At 71.5% G+C, this 19,689-nt stretch carries 12 protein-coding genes and 1 pseudogene; 9 read left to right on the top strand and 4 right to left on the bottom strand.

Annotation, left to right across the window (positions count from 1 at the left end; translation table 11 throughout):
• Window positions 1–130: 130 nt before the first annotated feature.
• A complete protein-coding gene (locus ACIP6N_RS08655; RefSeq protein ID WP_401813969.1) occupies window positions 131–829 on the bottom strand; it encodes an MOSC domain-containing protein in 699 nt (232 codons plus the stop codon).
• An 81-nt stretch (window positions 830–910) separates the two neighbouring features.
• Here ACIP6N_RS08655 and ACIP6N_RS08650 point away from each other — a divergent pair, with 81 nt between their 5' ends.
• On the top strand, window positions 911–1,801 hold the full coding sequence (locus ACIP6N_RS08650) for a LysR family transcriptional regulator (RefSeq protein ID WP_401813968.1): 891 nt from the start codon (window positions 911–913) through the stop codon (window positions 1,799–1,801).
• A 267-nt stretch (window positions 1,802–2,068) separates the two neighbouring features.
• Here the strand turns inward: ACIP6N_RS08650 and ACIP6N_RS08645 are convergent.
• Window positions 2,069–2,392 (bottom strand): annotated as a pseudogene (locus tag ACIP6N_RS08645) (WhiB family transcriptional regulator); the annotation flags it as partial.
• Window positions 2,393–2,762: 370 nt separating this feature from the next.
• Between ACIP6N_RS08645 and ACIP6N_RS08640 the strand changes: the two are divergent.
• The 4 genes from ACIP6N_RS08640 to ACIP6N_RS08625 all read left to right on the top strand — a co-directional run bounded on the left by ACIP6N_RS08640 (window position 2,763) and on the right by ACIP6N_RS08625 (window position 7,130).
• Window positions 2,763–3,374, top strand: a complete 612-nt coding sequence (locus ACIP6N_RS08640) for a response regulator transcription factor (RefSeq protein ID WP_003948568.1) — start codon at window positions 2,763–2,765, stop codon at window positions 3,372–3,374.
• A 274-nt stretch (window positions 3,375–3,648) separates the two neighbouring features.
• Window positions 3,649–4,224 (top strand): sigma-70 family RNA polymerase sigma factor, encoded by a 576-nt coding sequence (locus tag ACIP6N_RS08635; RefSeq protein WP_401813967.1) that lies wholly within the window; start codon window positions 3,649–3,651, stop codon window positions 4,222–4,224.
• Between the two features lie 144 nt (window positions 4,225–4,368).
• On the top strand, window positions 4,369–5,871 hold the full coding sequence (guaB, locus tag ACIP6N_RS08630) for an IMP dehydrogenase (protein WP_401813966.1): 1,503 nt from the start codon (window positions 4,369–4,371) through the stop codon (window positions 5,869–5,871).
• A 134-nt stretch (window positions 5,872–6,005) separates the two neighbouring features.
• A complete protein-coding gene (locus ACIP6N_RS08625) occupies window positions 6,006–7,130 on the top strand; it encodes a GuaB3 family IMP dehydrogenase-related protein (RefSeq protein WP_401813964.1) in 1,125 nt (374 codons plus the stop codon).
• Between the two features lie 96 nt (window positions 7,131–7,226).
• On the opposite strand, the gene ACIP6N_RS08620 is transcribed toward ACIP6N_RS08625, so the two are convergent.
• A complete protein-coding gene (locus ACIP6N_RS08620; protein ID WP_401813962.1) occupies window positions 7,227–8,489 on the bottom strand; it encodes a nucleotide sugar dehydrogenase in 1,263 nt (420 codons plus the stop codon).
• A gap of 232 nt (window positions 8,490–8,721) precedes the next feature.
• Here ACIP6N_RS08620 and ACIP6N_RS08615 point away from each other — a divergent pair, with 232 nt between their 5' ends.
• Window positions 8,722–10,428: a glycerol-3-phosphate dehydrogenase/oxidase gene (locus ACIP6N_RS08615; RefSeq protein WP_401813961.1), complete on the top strand. Its 1,707-nt coding sequence runs from the start codon at window positions 8,722–8,724 to the stop codon at window positions 10,426–10,428.
• Between the two features lie 355 nt (window positions 10,429–10,783).
• Here the strand turns inward: ACIP6N_RS08615 and ACIP6N_RS08610 are convergent, their stop codons facing one another.
• Window positions 10,784–12,028, bottom strand: a complete 1,245-nt coding sequence (locus tag ACIP6N_RS08610) for a serine hydrolase domain-containing protein (RefSeq protein ID WP_401813960.1) — start codon at window positions 12,026–12,028, stop codon at window positions 10,784–10,786.
• 202 nt (window positions 12,029–12,230) lie between these two features.
• Here ACIP6N_RS08610 and ACIP6N_RS08605 point away from each other — a divergent pair, with 202 nt between their 5' ends.
• The 3 genes from ACIP6N_RS08605 to ACIP6N_RS08595 all read left to right on the top strand — a co-directional run bounded on the left by ACIP6N_RS08605 (window position 12,231) and on the right by ACIP6N_RS08595 (window position 19,585).
• Window positions 12,231–14,213, top strand: coding sequence for a serine/threonine-protein kinase (locus ACIP6N_RS08605; RefSeq protein ID WP_401813958.1), 1,983 nt, complete (start codon window positions 12,231–12,233; stop codon window positions 14,211–14,213).
• 190 nt (window positions 14,214–14,403) lie between these two features.
• Window positions 14,404–17,679, top strand: coding sequence for a protein kinase (locus ACIP6N_RS08600; RefSeq protein ID WP_401813957.1), 3,276 nt, complete (start codon window positions 14,404–14,406; stop codon window positions 17,677–17,679).
• Between the two features lie 91 nt (window positions 17,680–17,770).
• The gene (locus tag ACIP6N_RS08595; protein ID WP_401813956.1) at window positions 17,771–19,585 is read left to right on the top strand and encodes a protein kinase; all 1,815 of its coding nucleotides are present in this window, start codon (window positions 17,771–17,773) and stop codon (window positions 19,583–19,585) included.
• Window positions 19,586–19,689: the final 104 nt, after the last annotated feature.

Genomic DNA, 19,689 nt, shown 5'->3' with positions numbered 1-19,689 from the left:
GTGCCTGCGCCGGTAGCTCTGATGAACACGGTTCAACCGTGGACAGCCTGCTTCCTGTCCTGGCGTCAGTTCACGTAAGCGTTCCCGCCGACTCCGGCCCGGACCGGCTCAGGCTCCCGCCCGGACTCGCTCAGACTGCCGCCCCGTCGTAATTCCCGGACGCCGGGCCGTATTTGGCGACGTACTGACGCGCCACGCGCAGATTGTCGGCGTTCAGGGTGTCGCTCGCGGCGAGGAGCCGCGGCAGCAACTCCCGTTCCAGAGTGATCGCCCGGAAGGCCATTCCCACCGTCACTTCGTGGTCGGGACGGTGCACGATCGTGATCGGATCGCCTGCCTGGACCTCGCCAGGGGTGATCACACGCAGGTACGCGCCGGTCGCGGCATGCCGCGTGAAGCGCCTGACCCAGCCCTTCTCGCCCAGCCAGCCCTGGAACGTACGGCAGGGAAAGCGCCCGCTCGTCACTTCGAGGACAAGCCCGGAACCGATCCGCCAGCGCTCGCCGACCTTCGCGTGCGTGATGTCGAGCCCGTGCGTGGTGAGGTTCTCGCCGAACGTGCCGTTGGTCAGCGGCCGGCCCAACTCCCGCTCCCAGAAGTCCAGATCCTCGCGGGCGAACGCGTACACCGCCTGGTCGCTGCCGCCGTGGTAACGCAGATCGCAGACCGCGTCCCCGGCGACACCGCTCGCGCCCTCGCCCTTGGGGCCGGGATCGGCCACGCGGACCCGGGAGTCCGTCGGCTGCTTGTCAATGCCCGTGGTGCCGCTCGGAGCGTCGGTGTATTCCTCGGCTCGCGGGCGCCCCACGTTCACGGTCAGAACCTTCATGGCCAGCACGCTAACCGCCCGCCCCTCAAAGAATCCACTTCTTATCGCATCCTTACTCCAAGGAGTGCTTATAGTCGGGAGATGATTGAAGCCCGTCATCTCCGAGTCCTGCGCACCGTGGCCGCCACGGGTTCCTTCTCCGCGGCCGCCCGCGAGCTGGGATGCACCCAGCCGGCCGTCAGCCAGCAGATGAAGTCCCTGGAAACGGCCGCGCGGACCCCGCTGCTCGTCCGCACCGGGCGTGAGATGCGGCTGACGCAGGCCGGTGAAGTGCTCGTACGGCACGCGACGGGCATCCTCGCCGGGCTCACCGCGGCCGAGGAGGAGATCGCGGCCATCGCGGGGCTGCGCGCGGGCCGGGTCAGGCTGGTGTCGTTCCCGAGCGGCAGCTCGACGCTCGTCCCGGCGGCGCTCGCCGCACTGCGCGGCGCTCATCCCGGGACCAGGGTGTCCCTGGTCGAGGCGGAGCCGCCCAGTTCCGCGGCGATGCTGCGGGACGGCGACTGCGATGTGGCGCTGGCGTTCCGGTACGGCGAGCGGTCCGAGGAGTGGGACGACCTCGTCGTACGGCCGCTGCTGGTGGACCGGCTCGTGGGCCTGGTCCCCGAGGGGCACCGGCTGGCGGAAGCGGGAGCCGTGTCCATCGGCGAGCTGGCCGGGGAGCCGTGGATCGCGGGCTGTCCGCGCTGCCGCAAGCAGCTTGTCGACGCCTGCGAGGAGGCCGGGCTCACGCCGCGTATCGACTTCGCGACGGACGACTACCCGGCCGTGGTCGGGCTGGTCGCGGCGGGTCTCGGCGTGGCGGTCCTGCCGGAGCTGGCGCTGCGCGCGGTACGCACCGAGGGCGTCCGTACGCTCCCGGTCGAGCCGTCGGTCCACCGGGAGATCGTCGCGCTGACCCTGCCCGACCTGGAACGTGTCCCGGCGGTCGCGGCCACGCTCGACCAGCTGGTCCTGGCGGCCGCGCGCTGATCGCGGGCGTGGGCACGGGGAGGGTCAGGCATCCGCGCATGCCACCGCCCCGCCTGGGCCGCGCCGGGGCGGGGTGAGTGCAGGAACGTTTCTTCGGAAAGTCTTGGCCGCCGCTCTTCAGTCGTCCGAGTGGCCATTGACGCCGGACGAGCCCACCCCGGACGGGCCCACGCCGGACGGGCCCACGCCGGAGGAATCCATGTCCGGCGAGCCCGCCTCCGGTGCCGCCGGGCCGGAAGCGTCGGCGCCCGTGGAGCCATTCGAGTGATTCGAGCCGTTCGCGCCCCCGGAGCCGGGCGTCGTGACGAGCCGGGTGCGCGCCCGTCCCATCAGTTCCTCGCGCTCGTCCTCGGTGAGCCCGCCCCATACGCCGTACGGCTCCCGTACCGCCAGCGCGTGCGCGGCGCACTCCGCCCGGACCGGGCACCGCATGCACACCTCTTTCGCCGAGTTCTCACGCGCGCTTCGTGCCGCGCCTCTCTCCCCCTCCGGGTGGAAGAAGAGCGAGCTGTCGACACCCCGACAGGCCGCCAGGAGCTGCCAGTCCCACAGATCTGCGTTCGGTCCGGGAAGGCGGGAGAAATCTGCCATTGCTCATGTCCCCTTGAAACCTCGGCTCGGAACTCTGACGGTACATCTACTATGTAAGTAGATGTAAATATGACTCTTTGCGAATGTAGCTACAGACACCAGCAAAAGTGAAGAAAAGCCGCTGAATGGTGCATTACGTCCAGGCGAGATGTGAGGGAATCGCGACGCTCTCCTCTGTGTCCGAGCCCTCACGTAGAGTGCCGAAGTAGACCGTCCGACCCGTAACTCTTTCGAGTGACCGTCGTTGAATGTGCGAGGCGGTTGAGAGAAGGAGCGATCGGGCACATGTCCGAGAGCGTCAATCGCTCAGGTGACATATGTACTCAGCCTGGAGGCCCAACGTGACGCGCATCAGCTGGGGAGGACGGTCATGACATCCGTCCTCGTCTGCGACGACTCCCCGCTTGCCCGAGAGGCGCTCCGCCGCGCGGTTGCGACCGTGCCCGGTGTCGAGCGCGTGACGACCGCGGCCAACGGCGAGGAAGTCCTCCGCCGCTGGGGTGCCGATCGTTCCGACCTGATCCTGATGGACGTACGGATGCCCGGTCTCGGCGGTGTCGAGACGGTCCGCCGACTGCTCTCCGCGGACCCGGGTGCCCGGATCATCATGCTGACCGTCGCGGAAGACCTGGACGGGGTCGCGCTCGCGGTCGCCGCCGGTGCCCGCGGCTATCTGCACAAGGACGCGTCACGCGCCGAGCTGCGCGCGACCGTCACCCAGGCACTCGCGGATCCGACGTGGCGCCTCGCGCCCCGCCGGCTGCGTTCGGCCGAGATGGGCGCGGCGCCCACGCTCACCGCGCGGGAGATCCAAGTCCTCGAAGGCATGAGCCACGGCCGCTCCAACGCGGAGATCGGCCGTGAGCTGTTCCTCTCCGAGGACACCGTGAAGACGCACGCCAGGCGTCTCTTCAAGAAGCTCGGTGCCTCCGACCGCGCCCACGCGGTGGCGCTCGGTTTCCGCTGGGGCCTGGTGCGCTGAGGCGACCGGCCCGACTCCCCGCTCGCCGAGGTACCGGCCGGGACCCCAGGCGGGCGGGGCGACGTACGCGTCGGACGGGGCAACGTGCGCACGCGCGCAACCGTTTCCCGCGCGATGCCGCATCCTTAAGGATGTGGAGTTCCTCGGGGACGAGTCGGACGAGCGCGAGGGGAGAGTGCAGGGGATGACTTCCGCCGCACCCGCTCATAACGCTTCGGTGCACAACTACGGACGCGGCGCCGCCGATCAGCAGCCGCCAAGGCACCATGGACCGATGCACGACGACGAGACCACGGTGATCGGTGCGCTCGTACACCGTGCCGTCGACGGTGATGAACGGGCCACGCACGATCTCCTGGCCCGTGTGCATCCACTCGCGTTGCGCTACTGCCGTACGCGGCTGAGCCGATTGCCCGGTGACGCGCGCCACTTCGTTGAGGACCTCGCGCAGGAAGTCTGCGTGGCGGTCCTGATGGCGCTGCCGCGTTACCGCGACACGGGAAGACCCTTCGAGGCCTTCGTCTTCGCCATCGCGGGACACAAGGTCGCCGATCTCCAGCGGTCCGCCATGCGGCACCCGGGATCCACGGCCGTACCGTCCGACGAGATGCCCGAGCGGCCGGACGATTCGCTGGGTCCCGAGGAGCGCGCGCTGCTCAGCAGCGACGCCGAGTGGGCGAAGAAGCTGCTCGCCAACCTCCCGGACATCCAGCGCGAGCTGCTGGTGCTGCGGGTCGCGGTCGGTCTGACCGCGGAGGAGACGGGGCAGATGCTCGGGATGTCCCCGGGCGCGGTCCGGGTCGCCCAGCACCGGGCGCTCAGCAGACTCCGGGCGCTGGCCGAGCAGTAGCCGGTGCGCGGTTGAGGGGTGGCCGGTACGCGGCGGAGGGGTGACCAGGGTCATCTTCGCCGGCCGGTGACCGTGGAATGAGACGCATGCGGAGCCCGTTAGCATGGACATCCGCACCGATCAAGGCCATTTGGGGAAGGTGTCATGACTGCAAACGTCGACGGAGTGCCCGAGAAATTCGCGACGCTCGGGCTGACATACGACGACGTGCTGCTGCTGCCGGGCGCCTCGGAAGTCCTGCCGAACCAGGTGGACACCGCGTCCCTGGTCTCCCGCAACGTGCGGGTGAACATCCCGCTGCTCTCCGCGGCGATGGACAAGGTCACCGAGGCACGGATGGCCATTGCCATGGCCCGCCAGGGCGGCGTCGGCGTGCTGCATCGCAATCTCTCCATCGCCGACCAGGCCAACCAGGTCGACCTGGTGAAGCGCTCCGAGTCCGGCATGGTCACCGACCCGATCACCGTGCACCCCGACGCCACGCTCGCCGAGGCCGACCAGCTGTGCGCGAAGTTCCGCATCAGCGGTGTCCCGGTCACCGACGCGGCGGGCAAGCTGCTCGGCATCGTCACCAACCGCGACATGGCCTTCGAGGCCGACCGCGGGCGCCAGGTGCGCGAGGTCATGACCCCCATGCCGCTGGTCACCGGCAAGGTCGGCATCTCCGGCGTGGACGCCATGGAGCTGCTGCGCCGCCACAAGATCGAGAAGCTTCCGCTGGTCGACGACGCGGGCATCCTCAAGGGCCTCATCACCGTCAAGGACTTCGTCAAGGCGGAGAAGTACCCGAACGCGGCCAAGGACGCGGAAGGCCGGCTGCTCGTCGGCGCCGCCGTCGGAGCCAGCCCCGAGGCCCTGGAGCGGGCCCAGGCGCTGGTCGCCGCCGGGGTCGACTTCCTGGTCGTGGACACCTCGCACGGTCACAACAGCAACGCGCTGAGCTGGATGGCCAAGATCAAGTCGAGCGTCCCCGTGGACATCATCGGCGGTAACGTCGCCACCCGCGACGGCGCGCAGGCGCTGATCGACGCGGGCGTGGACGGCGTCAAGGTCGGCGTGGGGCCCGGCTCGATCTGCACCACGCGCGTGGTCGCCGGTATCGGCGTCCCACAGGTCACGGCGATCTACGAGGCCGCGACGGTCTGCCTGGCCGCGGGCATCCCGGTCATCGGCGACGGTGGCCTCCAGTACTCCGGCGACATCGGCAAGGCCCTCGCGGCCGGCGCCAGCACCGTCATGCTGGGCAGCCTGCTCGCGGGCTGCGAGGAGTCGCCGGGCGAGCTCCAGTTCATCAACGGCAAGCAGTTCAAGTCGTACCGCGGCATGGGCTCGCTGGGTGCGATGCAGTCGCGCGGCCAGGGCCGCTCGTACTCGAAGGACCGCTACTTCCAGGCGGACGTCTCCTCGGACGACAAGCTCGTCCCCGAAGGCATCGAGGGCCAGGTGCCCTACCGCGGTCCGCTCTCCGCCGTACTGCACCAGCTGATCGGCGGCCTGCGCCAGACCATGGGCTACGTGGGGGCCGCGTCCATCGACGAGATGGAGCGCAAGGGCAAGTTCGTCCGGATCACGGCGGCGGGGCTCAAGGAGAGTCACCCGCACGACATCCAGATGACGGTCGAGGCGCCGAACTACAACCGGCACTGAGCGCCGTCGCGTTACCAATGAGCTGCCCATGAGGGGCGGGCCCGGGGCTCCGGGACCGCCCCTCAGCGGCGTGCCGGGGATTCGGCGTGTCGGGGATACTGGGACGGCTGACGTAGAGGGAAAGGCCACACATCGTGACTGAGATCGAGATCGGGCGCGGCAAGCGCGGACGCAGGGCGTACGCCTTCGACGACATCGCCGTCGTCCCGAGCCGGCGCACCCGGGACCCGAAGGAGGTCTCGATCGCCTGGCAGATCGACGCCTACCGGTTCGAGCTGCCGTTCCTGGCCGCTCCCATGGACTCGGTCGTCTCGCCGCAGACCGCGATCCGGATCGGTGAGATGGGCGGCCTGGGGGTGCTCAACCTCGAAGGCCTGTGGACCCGTTACGAGGACCCGCAGCCGCTGCTCGACGAGATCTCCGAGCTGGAGGAGGAGACCGCCAACCGCAGGCTCCAGGAGATCTACGCCGAGCCGATCAAGGCGGAGCTGATCGGTCAGCGCATCAAGGAGGTGCGGGACTCGGGCGTCGTCACGGCGGCCGCGCTCTCGCCGCAGCGCACCGCCGAGTTCTCCAAGGCCGTGGTGGACGCCGGGGTCGACATCTTCGTCATCCGCGGTACGACGGTCTCCGCCGAGCACGTCTCGGGAGCGGCGGAGCCGCTGAACCTCAAGGAGTTCATCTACGAGCTGGACGTGCCGGTCATCGTCGGCGGCTGCGCCACGTACACGGCCGCGCTCCACCTGATGCGCACCGGAGCGGCGGGCGTGCTGGTCGGCTTCGGCGGTGGCGCCGCGCACACCACGCGCAACGTGCTGGGCATCAGCGTTCCGATGGCGACGGCGGTGGCCGACGTGGCCGCGGCCCGCAGGGACTACATGGACGAGTCGGGCGGCCGGTACGTCCACGTCATCGCGGACGGCGGGGTCGGCTGGTCCGGCGACCTGCCGAAGGCGATCGCGTGCGGCGCGGACTCCGTGATGATCGGCTCGCCGCTGGCGCGCGCCACGGACGCGCCCGGCAAGGGCCGCCACTGGGGCATGGAGGCCGTCCACGAGGACGTGCCGCGCGGCAAGCTGGTGGACCTGGGCATCGTCGGCACGACGGAGGAGGTCCTGACGGGCCCCTCGCACATCCCGGACGGCTCGATGAACTTCTTCGGCGCGCTCAGGCGGGCCATGGCGACGACGGGCTACAGCGAACTCAAGGAGTTCCAGCGCGTCGAGGTGACGGTGGCGGACTCCCAGCACCGCCGCTGAGGGCTTGAGACTGAACGCGCCATCACGGCGTGTGTACGGAGGGGCCAGGACCGGTGCCACGGTCCTGGCCCCTCCGTACGTTGTGTCCCCTGGCGGTCAGAGGCGGTGGGCCGTGCCCGCCGGGCTCGCGCCCCGCGTGTCCAGCAGGAGTTGCGCCTTGACCGAGAGGCCCTGGAGGTCGTACGTGCGGTGGTGCTGGAGCAGCAGCGTCAGGTCGGCGTTGGCGGCGGCCTCGTAGAGGGAGTCCGCGCGCGGTACGGGCAGGTCGCGGACGCGCCAGTCGGGTACGTACGGGTCGTGGTAACTGACCGTCGCGCCCAGGTCCATCAGACGGCAGGCGATCTCGGTGGCCGGCGCGCTCTGCTGGTCGGCGAGGTCCGGCTTGTAGGTGACGCCGAGGAGCAGGATGCGCGCCGCGCGCACCGACTTGCCGTGCTCGTTGAGCAGGGTCGCGCTGCGCTGGATCACGTACTGCGGCATCCGCGTGTTGATCTCCTGGGCGAGGCCCACCATCCGCAGCGGATGGCCGGGCGTGCGGCCCGCGTGCGGCAGATAACCGGGGTCCATCGTGACGCCGTGGCCGCCGACTCCGGGGCCGGGGCGGAAGGCCTGGAAGCCGAAGGGCTTGGTCTCCGCGCAGCGGATGACGTCCCAGAGATCCACGCCGAGGTCGTGGCACAGCACAGCCATCTCGTTGACCAGTGCGATGTTCACATGGCGGAAGTTGGTTTCGAGGAGCTTGACGGTCTCGGCCTCACGGGGGCCTCTGGCGCGTACCACCTTGTCGGTGAGCCGGCTGTAGAACGCGGCGGCCGATTCCGTGCAGGCCGAGGTGAGGCCGCCGATCACCTGGGGGGTGTTCGCGATGGAGTACGTGCGGTTGCCGGGGTCGACCCGGCCCGGGGAGTACGCCAGGTGGAAGTCGCGGCCGGCGCGCAGTCCGGAGCCCTCCTCCAGGACACCGCGGAGGAAGCCCTCGGTGGTGCCGGGGGCCACCGGCGACTCCAGCAGCACGGTGGTGTGTGGCCGCAGCCGTGCGGCCAGTGCGCGCGCCGCGTCGCCGATCGCGCTCAGGTCCGGTACGCGGTCCGCGCCCAGGGGCGCGGGCACGCAGATGACGGCGGTACGGACCCGGCCCAGCTCGGTCGGGTTGGTGGTCGGCCGGAAACCACCCGAGAGCATCCGGCGGATGGCGGAGGCCGAGAGCGATCCCTCGACGGGGGGCTGGCCGGCCGCGAGCCGCGCGACCCGGCGCGGATCGGCGTCGTAGCCGATGGTGTCGATACCGGCGGCTACGGCGGCCTGGGCGAGGGGCAGGCCGAGATGGCCGAGTCCGATGACGGCGAGATCTGCGGGCATGGCGGTGGCCGCCCTTCCCTTAACCGGAGTGGACAGTGAGCGCAACCCGTGTGGACAGAACGGGCGAGCGCTATGTCAGACTAGGCGTAAATATGACCGTTATGCGGCATTGCGCGGCCGGAAGCGGCTGACTTGTGGGTCGGTGTTATCCACAGGCGGTGGCTGAAGTCGGAGATCGCGGACAGAATCGAAGCTGTGAGCCCGACCACACGGGGGACGACGGGAGGCAGCAGTGAGGACAGCGACACTGGGACCCGCGGAGCGCGCGGAAGCGCTCGCGGCGATGGCCGAGCGTGAACTGGACGTGCTGGTGGTGGGCGCGGGCGTGGTCGGAGCGGGTACCGCTCTGGACGCCGTGACCCGGGGCCTCGCCACCGGGCTCGTGGAGGCGCGCGACTGGGCGTCCGGCACGTCGAGCCGGTCGAGCAAGCTGATCCACGGCGGCTTGCGCTATCTGGAGATGCTGGACTTCGCACTCGTGCGGGAAGCCCTCAAGGAGCGGGGGCTGCTGCTGGAGAAGCTGGCACCCCACCTGGTGAAGCCGGTGCCCTTCCTGTATCCGCTCCAGCACAAGGGCTGGGAGCGGCTGTACGCGGGATCGGGCGTCGCGCTGTACGACGCGATGTCGGTGTCCTCGGGGCACGGCCGCGGACTTCCCACGCACCGCCACCTCACCCGGCGGCACGCGCTGAAGGTGGCGCCCTGCCTGAAGAAGGACGCGCTGACCGGCGCGTTGCAGTACTACGACGCGCAGATGGACGACGCCCGCTATGTGGCGACACTGGTCCGTACGGCCGCGAGCTACGGCGCGCATGTCGCGAGTGGCGCCCGGGTCGTCGCCTTCCTCCGTGAGGGCGAGCGGGTCGTCGGCGCGCGTGTGCAGGACGTGGAGGCCGGCGGCGAGTACGAGATACGCGCCAAGCAGGTGGTCAACGCGACCGGGGTGTGGACGGACGACACCCAGGGGCTGATAGCCGAGCGCGGGCAGTTCCACGTCCGCGCCTCCAAGGGCATTCACCTGGTCGTGCCCAAGGACCGGATCCACTCCACGACGGGCCTGATCCTGCGGACCGAGAAGTCGGTGCTCTTCGTCATCCCGTGGGGCCGCCACTGGATCGTGGGCACCACCGACACCGACTGGGATCTGGACAAGGCGCATCCTGCCGCCTCCAGCGCCGACATCGACTACCTGCTGGAGCATGTGAACGCGGTGCTTCACGTACCGCTGACGCGGGACGACGTGGAAGGGGTCTACGCGGGGCTGCGCCCGCTCCTCGCCGGGGAGTCCGACGCGACGAGCAAGCTGTCGCGCGAGCACACGGTCGCGCATCCGGTGCCCGGCATGGTCGTCGTCGCGGGCGGCAAGTACACGACGTACCGCGTGATGGCGAAGGACGCGGTGGACGAGGCGGTGCACGGCCTCGACCAGCGGGTGGCGTCCTGCGTCACGGAGGACGTGCCGCTGCTCGGTGCGGAGGGCTATCACGCGCTGTGGAACGGGCGGGCCAGGATGGCGGAGCGCACCGGCCTCCATGTGGTCAGGATCGAGCACCTGCTGAACCGGTACGGCTCGCTCGCCGGGGAGCTGCTGGACCTGATCACGGCGGATCCCGGTCTCGGCAGGCCGCTCGCCAACGCCGAGGACTACCTGCGCGCCGAGGTCGTCTACGCGGCCTCGCACGAAGGGGCACGCCATCTCGAAGACGTCCTCACGCGGCGGACGCGCATCTCGATCGAGACGTTCGACCGGGGCACGCGCAGTGCGCGTGAGTGCGCGGAGCTGATGGCGCCGGTGCTCGGCTGGGACAAGGAGCAGATAGAGCGGGAGGTCGAGCACTACGAGAAGCGGGTGGAGGCGGAGCGCGAGTCGCAGCGGCAGCCGGACGACCTGACGGCGGACGCGGCACGGCTCGGCGCGCCGGACATCGTGCCGACGTGACGGGAACGTTCTGATGTGACGCGGCCTGTCGTCCCTGACGCGCCTGCGGTGGCCCGTTGCGCCTGCGGTGGGTGACGCGGTCCGAGGCGGGGTGACGGGCCGGGGCGGCTGACGGGCCGTCGGTCGGCGGGCGGACGGCGGCTGAGGGGCCGGCGGCTGAGGGGCCGGCGGCTGAGGGGCCGGCGGTGCCGGACGCCCTCGGCCGGTGCGGACGGTGCCGGCGGCGCGCCGGACGCCGGTCTGACGGCCGGTCGATCGGTGCGCGTGCCTGCGCGTGCCGGGCCGTCAGCTCGCCGGACTGTCAGCGCTTCGGCGGGCCGTCAGTTCTCCGGGCCGTCAGCGCGTCGGCGGGCCGTCAGTTCTCCGGCGGGCCGGTCGGGTGCGGCGTGCGGTCGGGCCCGCAGAACTCCGCTTCCAGGAGCGCCGTTTCCAGGGAATCGTCCGCGAGGGTGTCCGTGTCGACGCGGAAGGAGAAGGTGTGGTGGCCGTCGGCGGTGGCCGCGGTACGGACGTAGCTGCCCGCGATTCTGCCGTTGTGGCCCCAGACCGTACGGCCGCAGGACAGCCGTTCCGGAAAGATGCCCATGCCGTAGAGGCCGTGCGTGGCGCGGGTGTTCAGCAGCTCGCGCCGCTGGGACTCGGGCAGCAGCTCACCGTCCAGCAGCGCGGTGAAGAAGCGGTTCAGGTCGTCCAGCGTGGAGATCAGCTCACCCGCCGCGCCGGCCGGGCGCGGATCGAGATCGGTCACGTCACGCAACGGGCCCTGTGAGCCGTGCGTACGGGTGTAGCCGCGGCCGTGCGGGACCGGCAGCGTGCTGCGGGCGCCTGGGAAGGACGTACCGGTGAGGTGCAGCGGCGCGATGATGCGGCGCTCGGCCTCGGCCGCGTACGACCGTCCCGTCACCTGCTTCACGACCATGCCGAGCAGCACGTAGTCGGTGTTGGAGTACGTGTAGGTGCCGACGGGCGCCGGGGCGTGCGAGAGCGCCGTACGGACGGCGGCGCGCGCGGTGTCCGGTTTCGGCGCGGAGTGGTCGGCGGTGTAGTCGTACAGACCGCTTGTGTGGTTGAGAAGGGAGCGCAGGGTGAGGGCACGGCCGTCGTTGCCGTGACCGCGGACAAGTCCGGGGAGGTGCTGGTCGACGGTGTCCGACAGGTCCAACTCGCCTGTGGCCGCGAGCTGCAGAATGACCGTCGCCACCAGCGTCTTCGTGATGCTCCCGGCCCGGAAGCGGTCGGCGCGGCGTATGCCGGGGCCCGTCGCCTCGAATCGTGACGCGGAAAGGGAACGGGGAAGGGCAGAGGGAAGGGCAGAGGGAAGGGAAGGGGCTGTGGCGGGCGCGGAATCCAGGGGAACGGCGGGAGTTGGCGCCGGAGCGGGTGCGACGGCCGGGACCCGCGTACGGGTTCGGGCGAGCAGCGCGGCCCCCGGGGCGCGGCCCTCGGAGACGAGCAGCGGAAGGAGGCGGGCGGTGGCGCCGGCATGCGGTCGGCCGCTCGGCGTTTCCCTGGTCCGAACGTCCGTGCCCAGCATGGTTGTGCCAAGTCCGAACAGGACGGTGGCCAGCAGGGTGATCAGTCCGGCCCGGGGTAGTGACATGGTGGGGGTCCCTTCCTCCGGACCCATCCTGGTGGACGCCCGCCCCGGGAGCACTGGCGGTCCCGGAATGAGGGACAATGAAGCCTCTGTCAGGGCGCGTTAGGTCCTGTCCGGCCCAGGGAGAACCGGCTCGGACGGGAGCGGTGCGACGCGCGCTCGGACAGCAGGCGCGGGCCACGATCAGGTATCTCAGAGGGGACGCATGTCGGAGGCGGAGCAGTCGCGGGACACGGCGCAGGAACCCCGGCGGGAGCCCGAGGGCGACCAGCGCGAAGGCGTCGCCGAAAAGGCGGAAGGGCGCCTGCTCGCGGGCAGGTACCGGCTCGGTGAAGTGCTCGGGCGCGGTGGCATGGGCACGGTCTGGCGGGCCCTCGACGAAACGCTCGGCCGCACGGTCGCGGTGAAGGAGCTGCGTTTCCCCTCCAGCATCGACGACGAGGAGAAGCGCCGGCTCATCACGCGCACGCTGCGCGAGGCCAAGGCGATCGCGCGGATCCGCAACAGCGGCGCGGTCACGGTCTACGACGTCGTGGACGAGGACGACCGGCCCTGGATCGTCATGGAGCTGGTCGAGGGCAAGTCCCTCGCCGAGGTCATCCGCGAGGACGGCACGCTCGCACCGAGGCGCGCCGCCGAGGTGGGCCTCGCGATCCTCGACGTACTGCGCTCCGCGCACCGCGAGGGCATCCTGCACCGTGACGTGAAGCCGTCCAACGTGCTGATGTCCGAGGACGGCCGTGTCGTGCTCACCGACTTCGGCATCGCGCAGGTCGAGGGCGACCCGTCGGTCACCTCCACCGGCATGCTCGTCGGCGCCCCTTCGTACATCTCGCCGGAGCGCGCCCGTGGCCACAAGCCGGGCCCGGCCGCCGACATCTGGTCGCTCGGCGGGCTGCTCTACGCGGCGGTGGAGGGCTTCCCTCCGTACGACAAGGGCTCCGCGATCGCCACGCTGACCGCGGTGATGACCGAGCCGGTCGACCCGCCGAAGAACGCGGGCCCGCTGACGGACGTCATCTACGGCATGCTCGTCAAGGACCCGGACCAGCGCCTCGACGACGCGGGTGCGCGGGCGTTGCTCCTCGGCATCGTCAACGCCCCTGACACGGACGGCCTTCCCGAGCCGGCCGCCGACGCCACACGCGTCGTTCCGCTGCCGCCGGTGCCCGAGAGCGGCGACGCGGCCACCCCGTCCGAGGCACAGAAGGCGCAGAAGGCACAGAAGTCCGCGAAGTCAGCGGGCGACACGTCGGCGGACCGGGTGCGGGGCGCGCTGCGCTCGGTACGGAACGCGGCGGCGGCCGATTCGGCGTCCCCGCCCGCTGCCTCGCCGGCGAGCGCCACGACCGTCTCGCCGTCGGAGGCGCCGTCGCGTGCCTCGCTCACGGACGTGGTGTCGAGGCGAACGCTGGTGATCATCGGGGCCGTTGTCGTGCTCGCCCTGCTCGGCGCGATTCTCGCGGCCGCGCTGGGCGGGAGCCTCGACGGCGACACGGCCAAGGACGACTCGGGCAAGGGCGGCGCCGCCGCCTCCGCCAGTGCCACCGCCGGTGCTCAGAGCGGCGGCCAGGCCGCGGAGGGGGGCCGGCCCTCGGGGACGAGCGACGACGACAAGAGCCAAGGCACGGACGACAAGGGCGGCGAAAGCGCCTCCGCCGGTCAGCAGTCGGACGAGCCCGGGTCGACCGCGTCCGGATCGGGCGGGGGAGGGAAATCCGGCGCGGGGGTGCCTGCCGGATACAGCAAGGTCGACGGCGCGCAGTTCCATTTCACGATGGCGATGCCCGACGGGTTCCACAAGACTTCTACGGCGGGCCAGAATTCGGGCGGCATATACAGCGCGAACGGCGGATTCCCGCGGGTGCAGGTCGACTTCACGACGAGTCCGACCGACGACGCCGTGGCCGCCTGGGAGCAGCTTGAGCCCGCGGTCAGGAGCAGCAGTACCGATTACCAGCGCATCAGCATCAAGAAGGTCGAGTACAACGGTTATCCGACCGTGGCCGACTGGCTGTTCGAGCGTGTGACGAATGGCGTACGGGTACGGGTTCTCGACCGCGGATTCAAGATCGACGCCAAACACGGCTATTCGATCATGGTCAGCTGCAAAGCGAGCGAGTGGGACGCCACCGAGTGCAAGACGTTGCGGGAGACGGCTTTCGAGACGTTCGAGCCGACGCGTTGACATACCGGTTCTGTCACCGTGGCGCAACGTTCCCCTGCCGGTTGCCCCGACCCTGCGGCGCGTTGGGCTCCCGCCACGTATCGTGAGAACTCGCGAACCGTACGCATACACAATGGGCCGGTAACCGACCGGAATTGGCGGTGTCGCGGGTCTCCCGAACCGGGAGGCCGCGCATTGTGCGGGAGGCGTTGTGGACGACTACGCGGGGCGGGTGCTCGCTGACCGCTATCGCCTGCCGCTGCCGCCTTCCGACGAGTACGAACTCGCCGAGACGCGCGCCTTCGACACGTACAGCGGCCAGGAAGTCCTCATCAGGCAGGTTCCGTTGCCCGAGGTGGTCGAGGCGGAGGTGCTGGAGGCGGACGGCGTGGCGGCGCCGCGCCGGGCGCCCGGGCGTACGGCACGCGGCCCGGCCGACCCGGCGGTGCGCCGGGCCATCGAGGCCGCGCAGAGCGCCGCGCAGATCCCCGACCACCCGCGTCTCGACCAGGTGTTCGACGTGTTCGCGGAGTCCGGCTCGCTGTGGATAGTGAGCGAGCTGGTGGGCGCCAGGCCGCTCGCCGCGCTCCTCGCGGAGGAGCCGCTGAACCCGTACCGCGCGGCGGAGATCGCCTCCGACGTGCTCACGGCGGTGCGCGTGCTGCACGCGCACGGCTGGACGCACCGCAACATCACCGCCCGCACGGTGCTCGTGTGCGAGGACGGGCGCGTGGTGCTGACCGGGCTCGCGGCGGGCGCCGCGGAGGAGGCACTGTGCGGGTACGCGCCGGTTCCTGAGCACGTGGGCGTGGAGGCACCGGAACAGGCGCCGGGACTGCCCGGCGCGCAGGACGGCCCGGACGTGCCGGGCGCGCGGGAGATGCCGGGCGTGCCGGGCGCACCGGTGCGGGAGCGCCTCGGTGAGCAGGTGCGCGAGGGGATCGAGGAGCAGCCGGCCCCGCCCGGACTGCCGTACGGAGCCGACCCGTACGCGCTCGGCGGGCACCAGCCGGGCACGACGGCCGGCATGCCGGGACCGCAGGGGCGCGCCGCGCTCGGTCCGTACCGGGAGGACTCCTCCGGCACATCGGGCGCGATGCCGAGGCCGCCGCAGCAGGGCGGTATGCCCGCGCTGCCGGGCGCCGGCGCTTCCGGCAGCGCCTCGGGCGACATCCGCGCGGCGCGCGCCGGCGCGATCGCGGCGTACCGCGCGGGCGCACGCGCCGCGGCGCGTGTCACCGGCGACGAACAGCGCACGGACACCGGCACGGTCGCGGGCACGGAGACGGGCGCGCAGACGGGCGCGGAAGCGCTGCCCGCGGCGCGCCCCGGCGCCGGAGAACCCCCGCAGGCGCCGGGCGAGAGCCCGGCCGGGCCTCCGCGCGGCACCGACCCGGACTGGTGGGCGCAGCCGCCGCACGCCTTCGACGAGTCCGACCCCGACGATGACGACGACCCGCCGGCGCCCTACCGTGCCCAGCTGGCCGGCACCTGGCGGGACGGCCCGGCTCCCTGGAACGACGCCTCGGGCCAACTCCCCGCAGGCGGCGGGCCCAGCCCGTACACGTCCGGGATCCCGGTCGGCGGGGGCCGGCCGGGACCGCCTCCCGGGGACGGCGGTCCGGACGGTTCCGGCGGTACGGACGTCCCCGCGCTGCCCGAGGGCTTTCCCGCTGCCGGTGACCGGCCCGGTTCGCGGCCCGGCGGCCGTCGTGACGACCGGTCCGGCGACCGGCCCGCGACGCCTCCCGGGCCGGGCGCCGCCGTGGCCCGTACCGGCGATGGCGACTCCCCGTACTCCGCGCCCGGCGGCGGCAACGACGCCCTGCGCGCCGACGCGCAGCGCCACCGGCAGGAGCAACAGCCGTTCCTGGAACCGCCGTTGCCTGTCCCCGCCGGCCACGGCGCGGGCCACGGGCGGTGGGACGAGCCCGTACCCGTCGGAGCCGGGCTCGCGTACCGCGGCCCCACCACCGTCCTCGCCGCCGAGCGTGCCCGGCAGGCGCGGATCGCGGTCGTCGGCGCCGTCACCGAGCGCTGGGCGCCCGAACAGGCGGGCCCTGTCCACGAGAACTGGCAGCTCGCCCCGCCCATCGGCCCCGCCACCGACCTCTGGGCGCTGGGCGCGCTGCTCTACCGCGCGGTCCAGGGGCACGCCCCGTACCCCGAGGAGAGCGCCGCCGAGCTGGTGCAGCTCGTCTGCGCCGAGCCGCCCGCCTTCGCCGAGGAGTGCGGCGCGCTGCGTCCCGTCGTGGAGTCGCTGCTGCGCCAGGACCCCACGGAGCGGCCCGACTTCGAGGAGCTGCGCGGCTGGCTGCGTTCGCTCATCAGGTCGGCCCCGGAGCCGGAGGCGGGCCAGGACGTCGTGGAGCTGCCGTCCATCGACGGCAGGCTGCCCATAGTGCGCCGCAGGGGGGAGCTGGTACGGCGCCGCCGCCGCGGCGAGTCGGGCCGCCACCGGCACAAGAGGGGCAGGGCCAAGGAGCGCAAGGAGCAGCGTGGCGCCAAGGGAGCGGTGGCCCAGGAGCGTTACGCGGATACGGGAGTGCGCGACGGCTTCCAGGAGCCGGACGAGCGGTCGCAGACGTACGGCCACCCGGCCGCCGAACGCGCCGGACACGGTGAACAGGTCGACGGAGCAGGCCAGTTCGAGCAGTTCCAGCAGTTCCGGCGCTATGAGGAGCCCGAGCGTCCCGGAGAACAGGAGCGTAACGCGGAGCACGGGCGGTACGACGGAGGCGGGCGGTACGAGGAGGCCGGGCAGCCCGGTGCGCGCGGCTCCCGTCATCTCGGCCGCACGCTGCTGATCGCTGTCCTGATCGTGCTGGCCACAGGTGTGGGGTACGCCGTGGTGGTCATGCCCAAGTCGGGTACGCAGGAAGGCGGGAGCGTCGGAGAGGCGAGCAGTCCCGGCTCGTCCGCGCAGGCGCAGTCCCCGGGCCCGCAGTCCCCGGCACCCGGGTCCTCGGCTCCGGAGAAGCCCGACTCCCCGTCCAAGCCCGCGTCGCAGGAGACCGTGCCGGCAGCCAACCTTCCCAAGGGCTACGTCCTGCGCAAGGACACCGAGGGCTTCCAGGTCGCCGTTCCCCAGGCCTGGCAGCGCAGGCCGGTCAATGACAGTCAGCAAGTCCGCTACGCCGACGGCGGGTTCCAGCTGATCGTCGTCACCGGCCGGGACAGCGTTCAGGACATGGGCGGTGACCCCATGAAGTACCAGCTCGACAAGGAACCGGAGCTGACCCAGTACCGCACGTCCAGCTGGGCCACGTCGGGCAACCTGCTCCGGATAGACGTCGGCCGGAAGGCCACCGCCGAGGGCCTGTTCACCTGGCAGGACAGCAACGGCATCGAGGTCGCCGTGCGCAACGACGCGATGATCATCGACGGCCGCTACCACATCGTCCAGGTCATCGGCCCCAAGACCGAGAGCGACAAGGTCAAGGAGGTCTTCGAGCAGGCCAAGGCGTCCTACCAGGTGACCCGTTGACCGTCACAGTGCTGTCCCCGTCCGCGACCCGTGGTTTCGTGCGCCCGCTCCTCCTCCGTAATCTGTCCTCCCAAGCAACTGGGCGGGGGACGTGGACGATTCACAGAGCACGGGCGCGGGTACGGGAGCCGGGCAGGTGCTCGCCGGGCGTTACCGGCTGAGCGAGGCCATGGGCAGTGGCGGCATGGGCAAGGTGTGGCGTGCCCACGACGAAGTGCTGCACAGAACCGTCGCGGTCAAGGAGTTGACCGCCGGACGCTACGCCTCCGACGCCGACCGGGCCGTACTGCACCAGCGCACCCAGAAAGAGGCCAGGGCCGCGGCCAGGATCACGCACCCGGGCGTCGTCACGGTCCATGACGTCCTCCACCACGACGACCGGCCGTGGATCGTCATGCAGTACGTCGACGGCCCCTCCCTCGCCGACACGGTCAAGGAGGCCGGGCGCATCGACTCCGGCGAGGCCGCCAGGATCGGGCTCCAGGTGCTCGGCGCGCTGCGTGCCGCACACGCGGCGGGCGTACTGCACCGTGACGTCAAGCCCGGGAACGTCCTGCTCGCGCGGGACGGCAACGTCCTGCTCACCGACTTCGGTATCGCGGCGATCGAGGGCGACTCGACGATCACCAGGACCGGTGAGATCGTCGGCTCCGTCGACTATCTGCCGCCCGAGCGGGTACGGGGCCACGATCCGGGCCCCGCGTCCGACCTGTGGGCGCTGGGGGCGACGCTCTACGCGGCGGTGCAGGGAGGTTCGCCCTTCCGCAGGAACTCCGCGCTCTCCACGATGCAGGCCGTGGTCACGGACGAACCGCCGTACCCGGACCACGCGGGCCCGCTCGCGCCGGTGATCGCCGCGCTGCTCGCCAAGGACCCGGCGGCCAGGCCGGACGCGGCGGCGGCCGAGCAGATGTTGCGCGAGGTGCTGGACGGACGCGCGCGCACCCAGGCGTACGCGTACCCGCACGTCCAGCAGCAGCCGCCGACACAGCACCAGGCACAGCAGCACCGGGCCGAGCAGCACCGAGCCCAGCCCTCGGGCGGGCGCGCGCCCAGCCAGCACACACCGCCCGCGCACACCTCGGCGCCGCGGGCGGCGGGGCAGGACCAGCGGTCCTCCGCCGGCCGGCTGCCCGAGGAGGCAGCCGCTCCTCAGCACCCGGCCCAGGGGCACGGCCGCTCGCCCGCACCCCCGACCGCCTCTGTGCCCGCTCCCGGCCAGGCGTCCCGCCAGAGGTCCCGGGGCCGTCGCCGCAAGGAACTCCTCGCCATCCTCCTCGCCGCGGTGGTCGGCGGGGGCGCGGAATTCGCCGCGATCCAGTTCGGTGGGGGCGGCAGTCCGAGCGATCAGGGTGCTGCGACGGCCGGTCCCTCGGCGAGCGGCGGGAGTTCGGGCGACGGGAGTCCGGACGACGCGCCGTCCGGCACACCGGACGTTCCCGAGGGCTGGGAGACGGTGCACGACGACCAGGAGGGCTTCACCATCAGCGTCCCCGAGGGCTGGGAACGCGACACGACGAGCAAGACCATCGACTACACCCCGGACGGCGGCGATCACCTGATCCGCATCAGCATCGACGAGAACCCGGACTTTCCCGCTCCGGAGGACCATCTGCGGAACCTGGAGAAGTCACTCTCGGTGCTCAAGCAGTACGACCGTTTGCAGCTCGGCCACTACGACTTCCGGGACCAGCGGCAGTCCGCGCGCTGGGAGTTCAGCTGGGATCAGACGGCGGACAACGGGACGCCGGGACCGCGTCACGCGGTCGACCACATTTACTACGCGGACGACGACGGCGTGGAATACGCCATCTTCATGTCCGTTCCCGAGGACGACTGGGCGACGGCGCAGAAGCAGTTCGAGACGGTGCTGCGCAACTGGCAGCCGACGGACACCACGGACTGACGGGTTGGCGCCGAGGTGGTCCGGGACGGTTGTGAGCGCGCCGTGAAACGCGGTGAAAAGGTGTTACCCGCGGGTACCCAAAGCCTCCGGCGCGGCATACTCTC

This window comes from Streptomyces sp. NPDC088725 (genome assembly GCF_044751305.1).
Classification (GTDB): Bacteria; Actinomycetota; Actinomycetes; order Streptomycetales; family Streptomycetaceae; genus Streptomyces.
The sequence above is the reverse complement of the archived record's forward strand: the minus strand, read 5'-3'. Positions and strand labels throughout refer to the sequence as shown.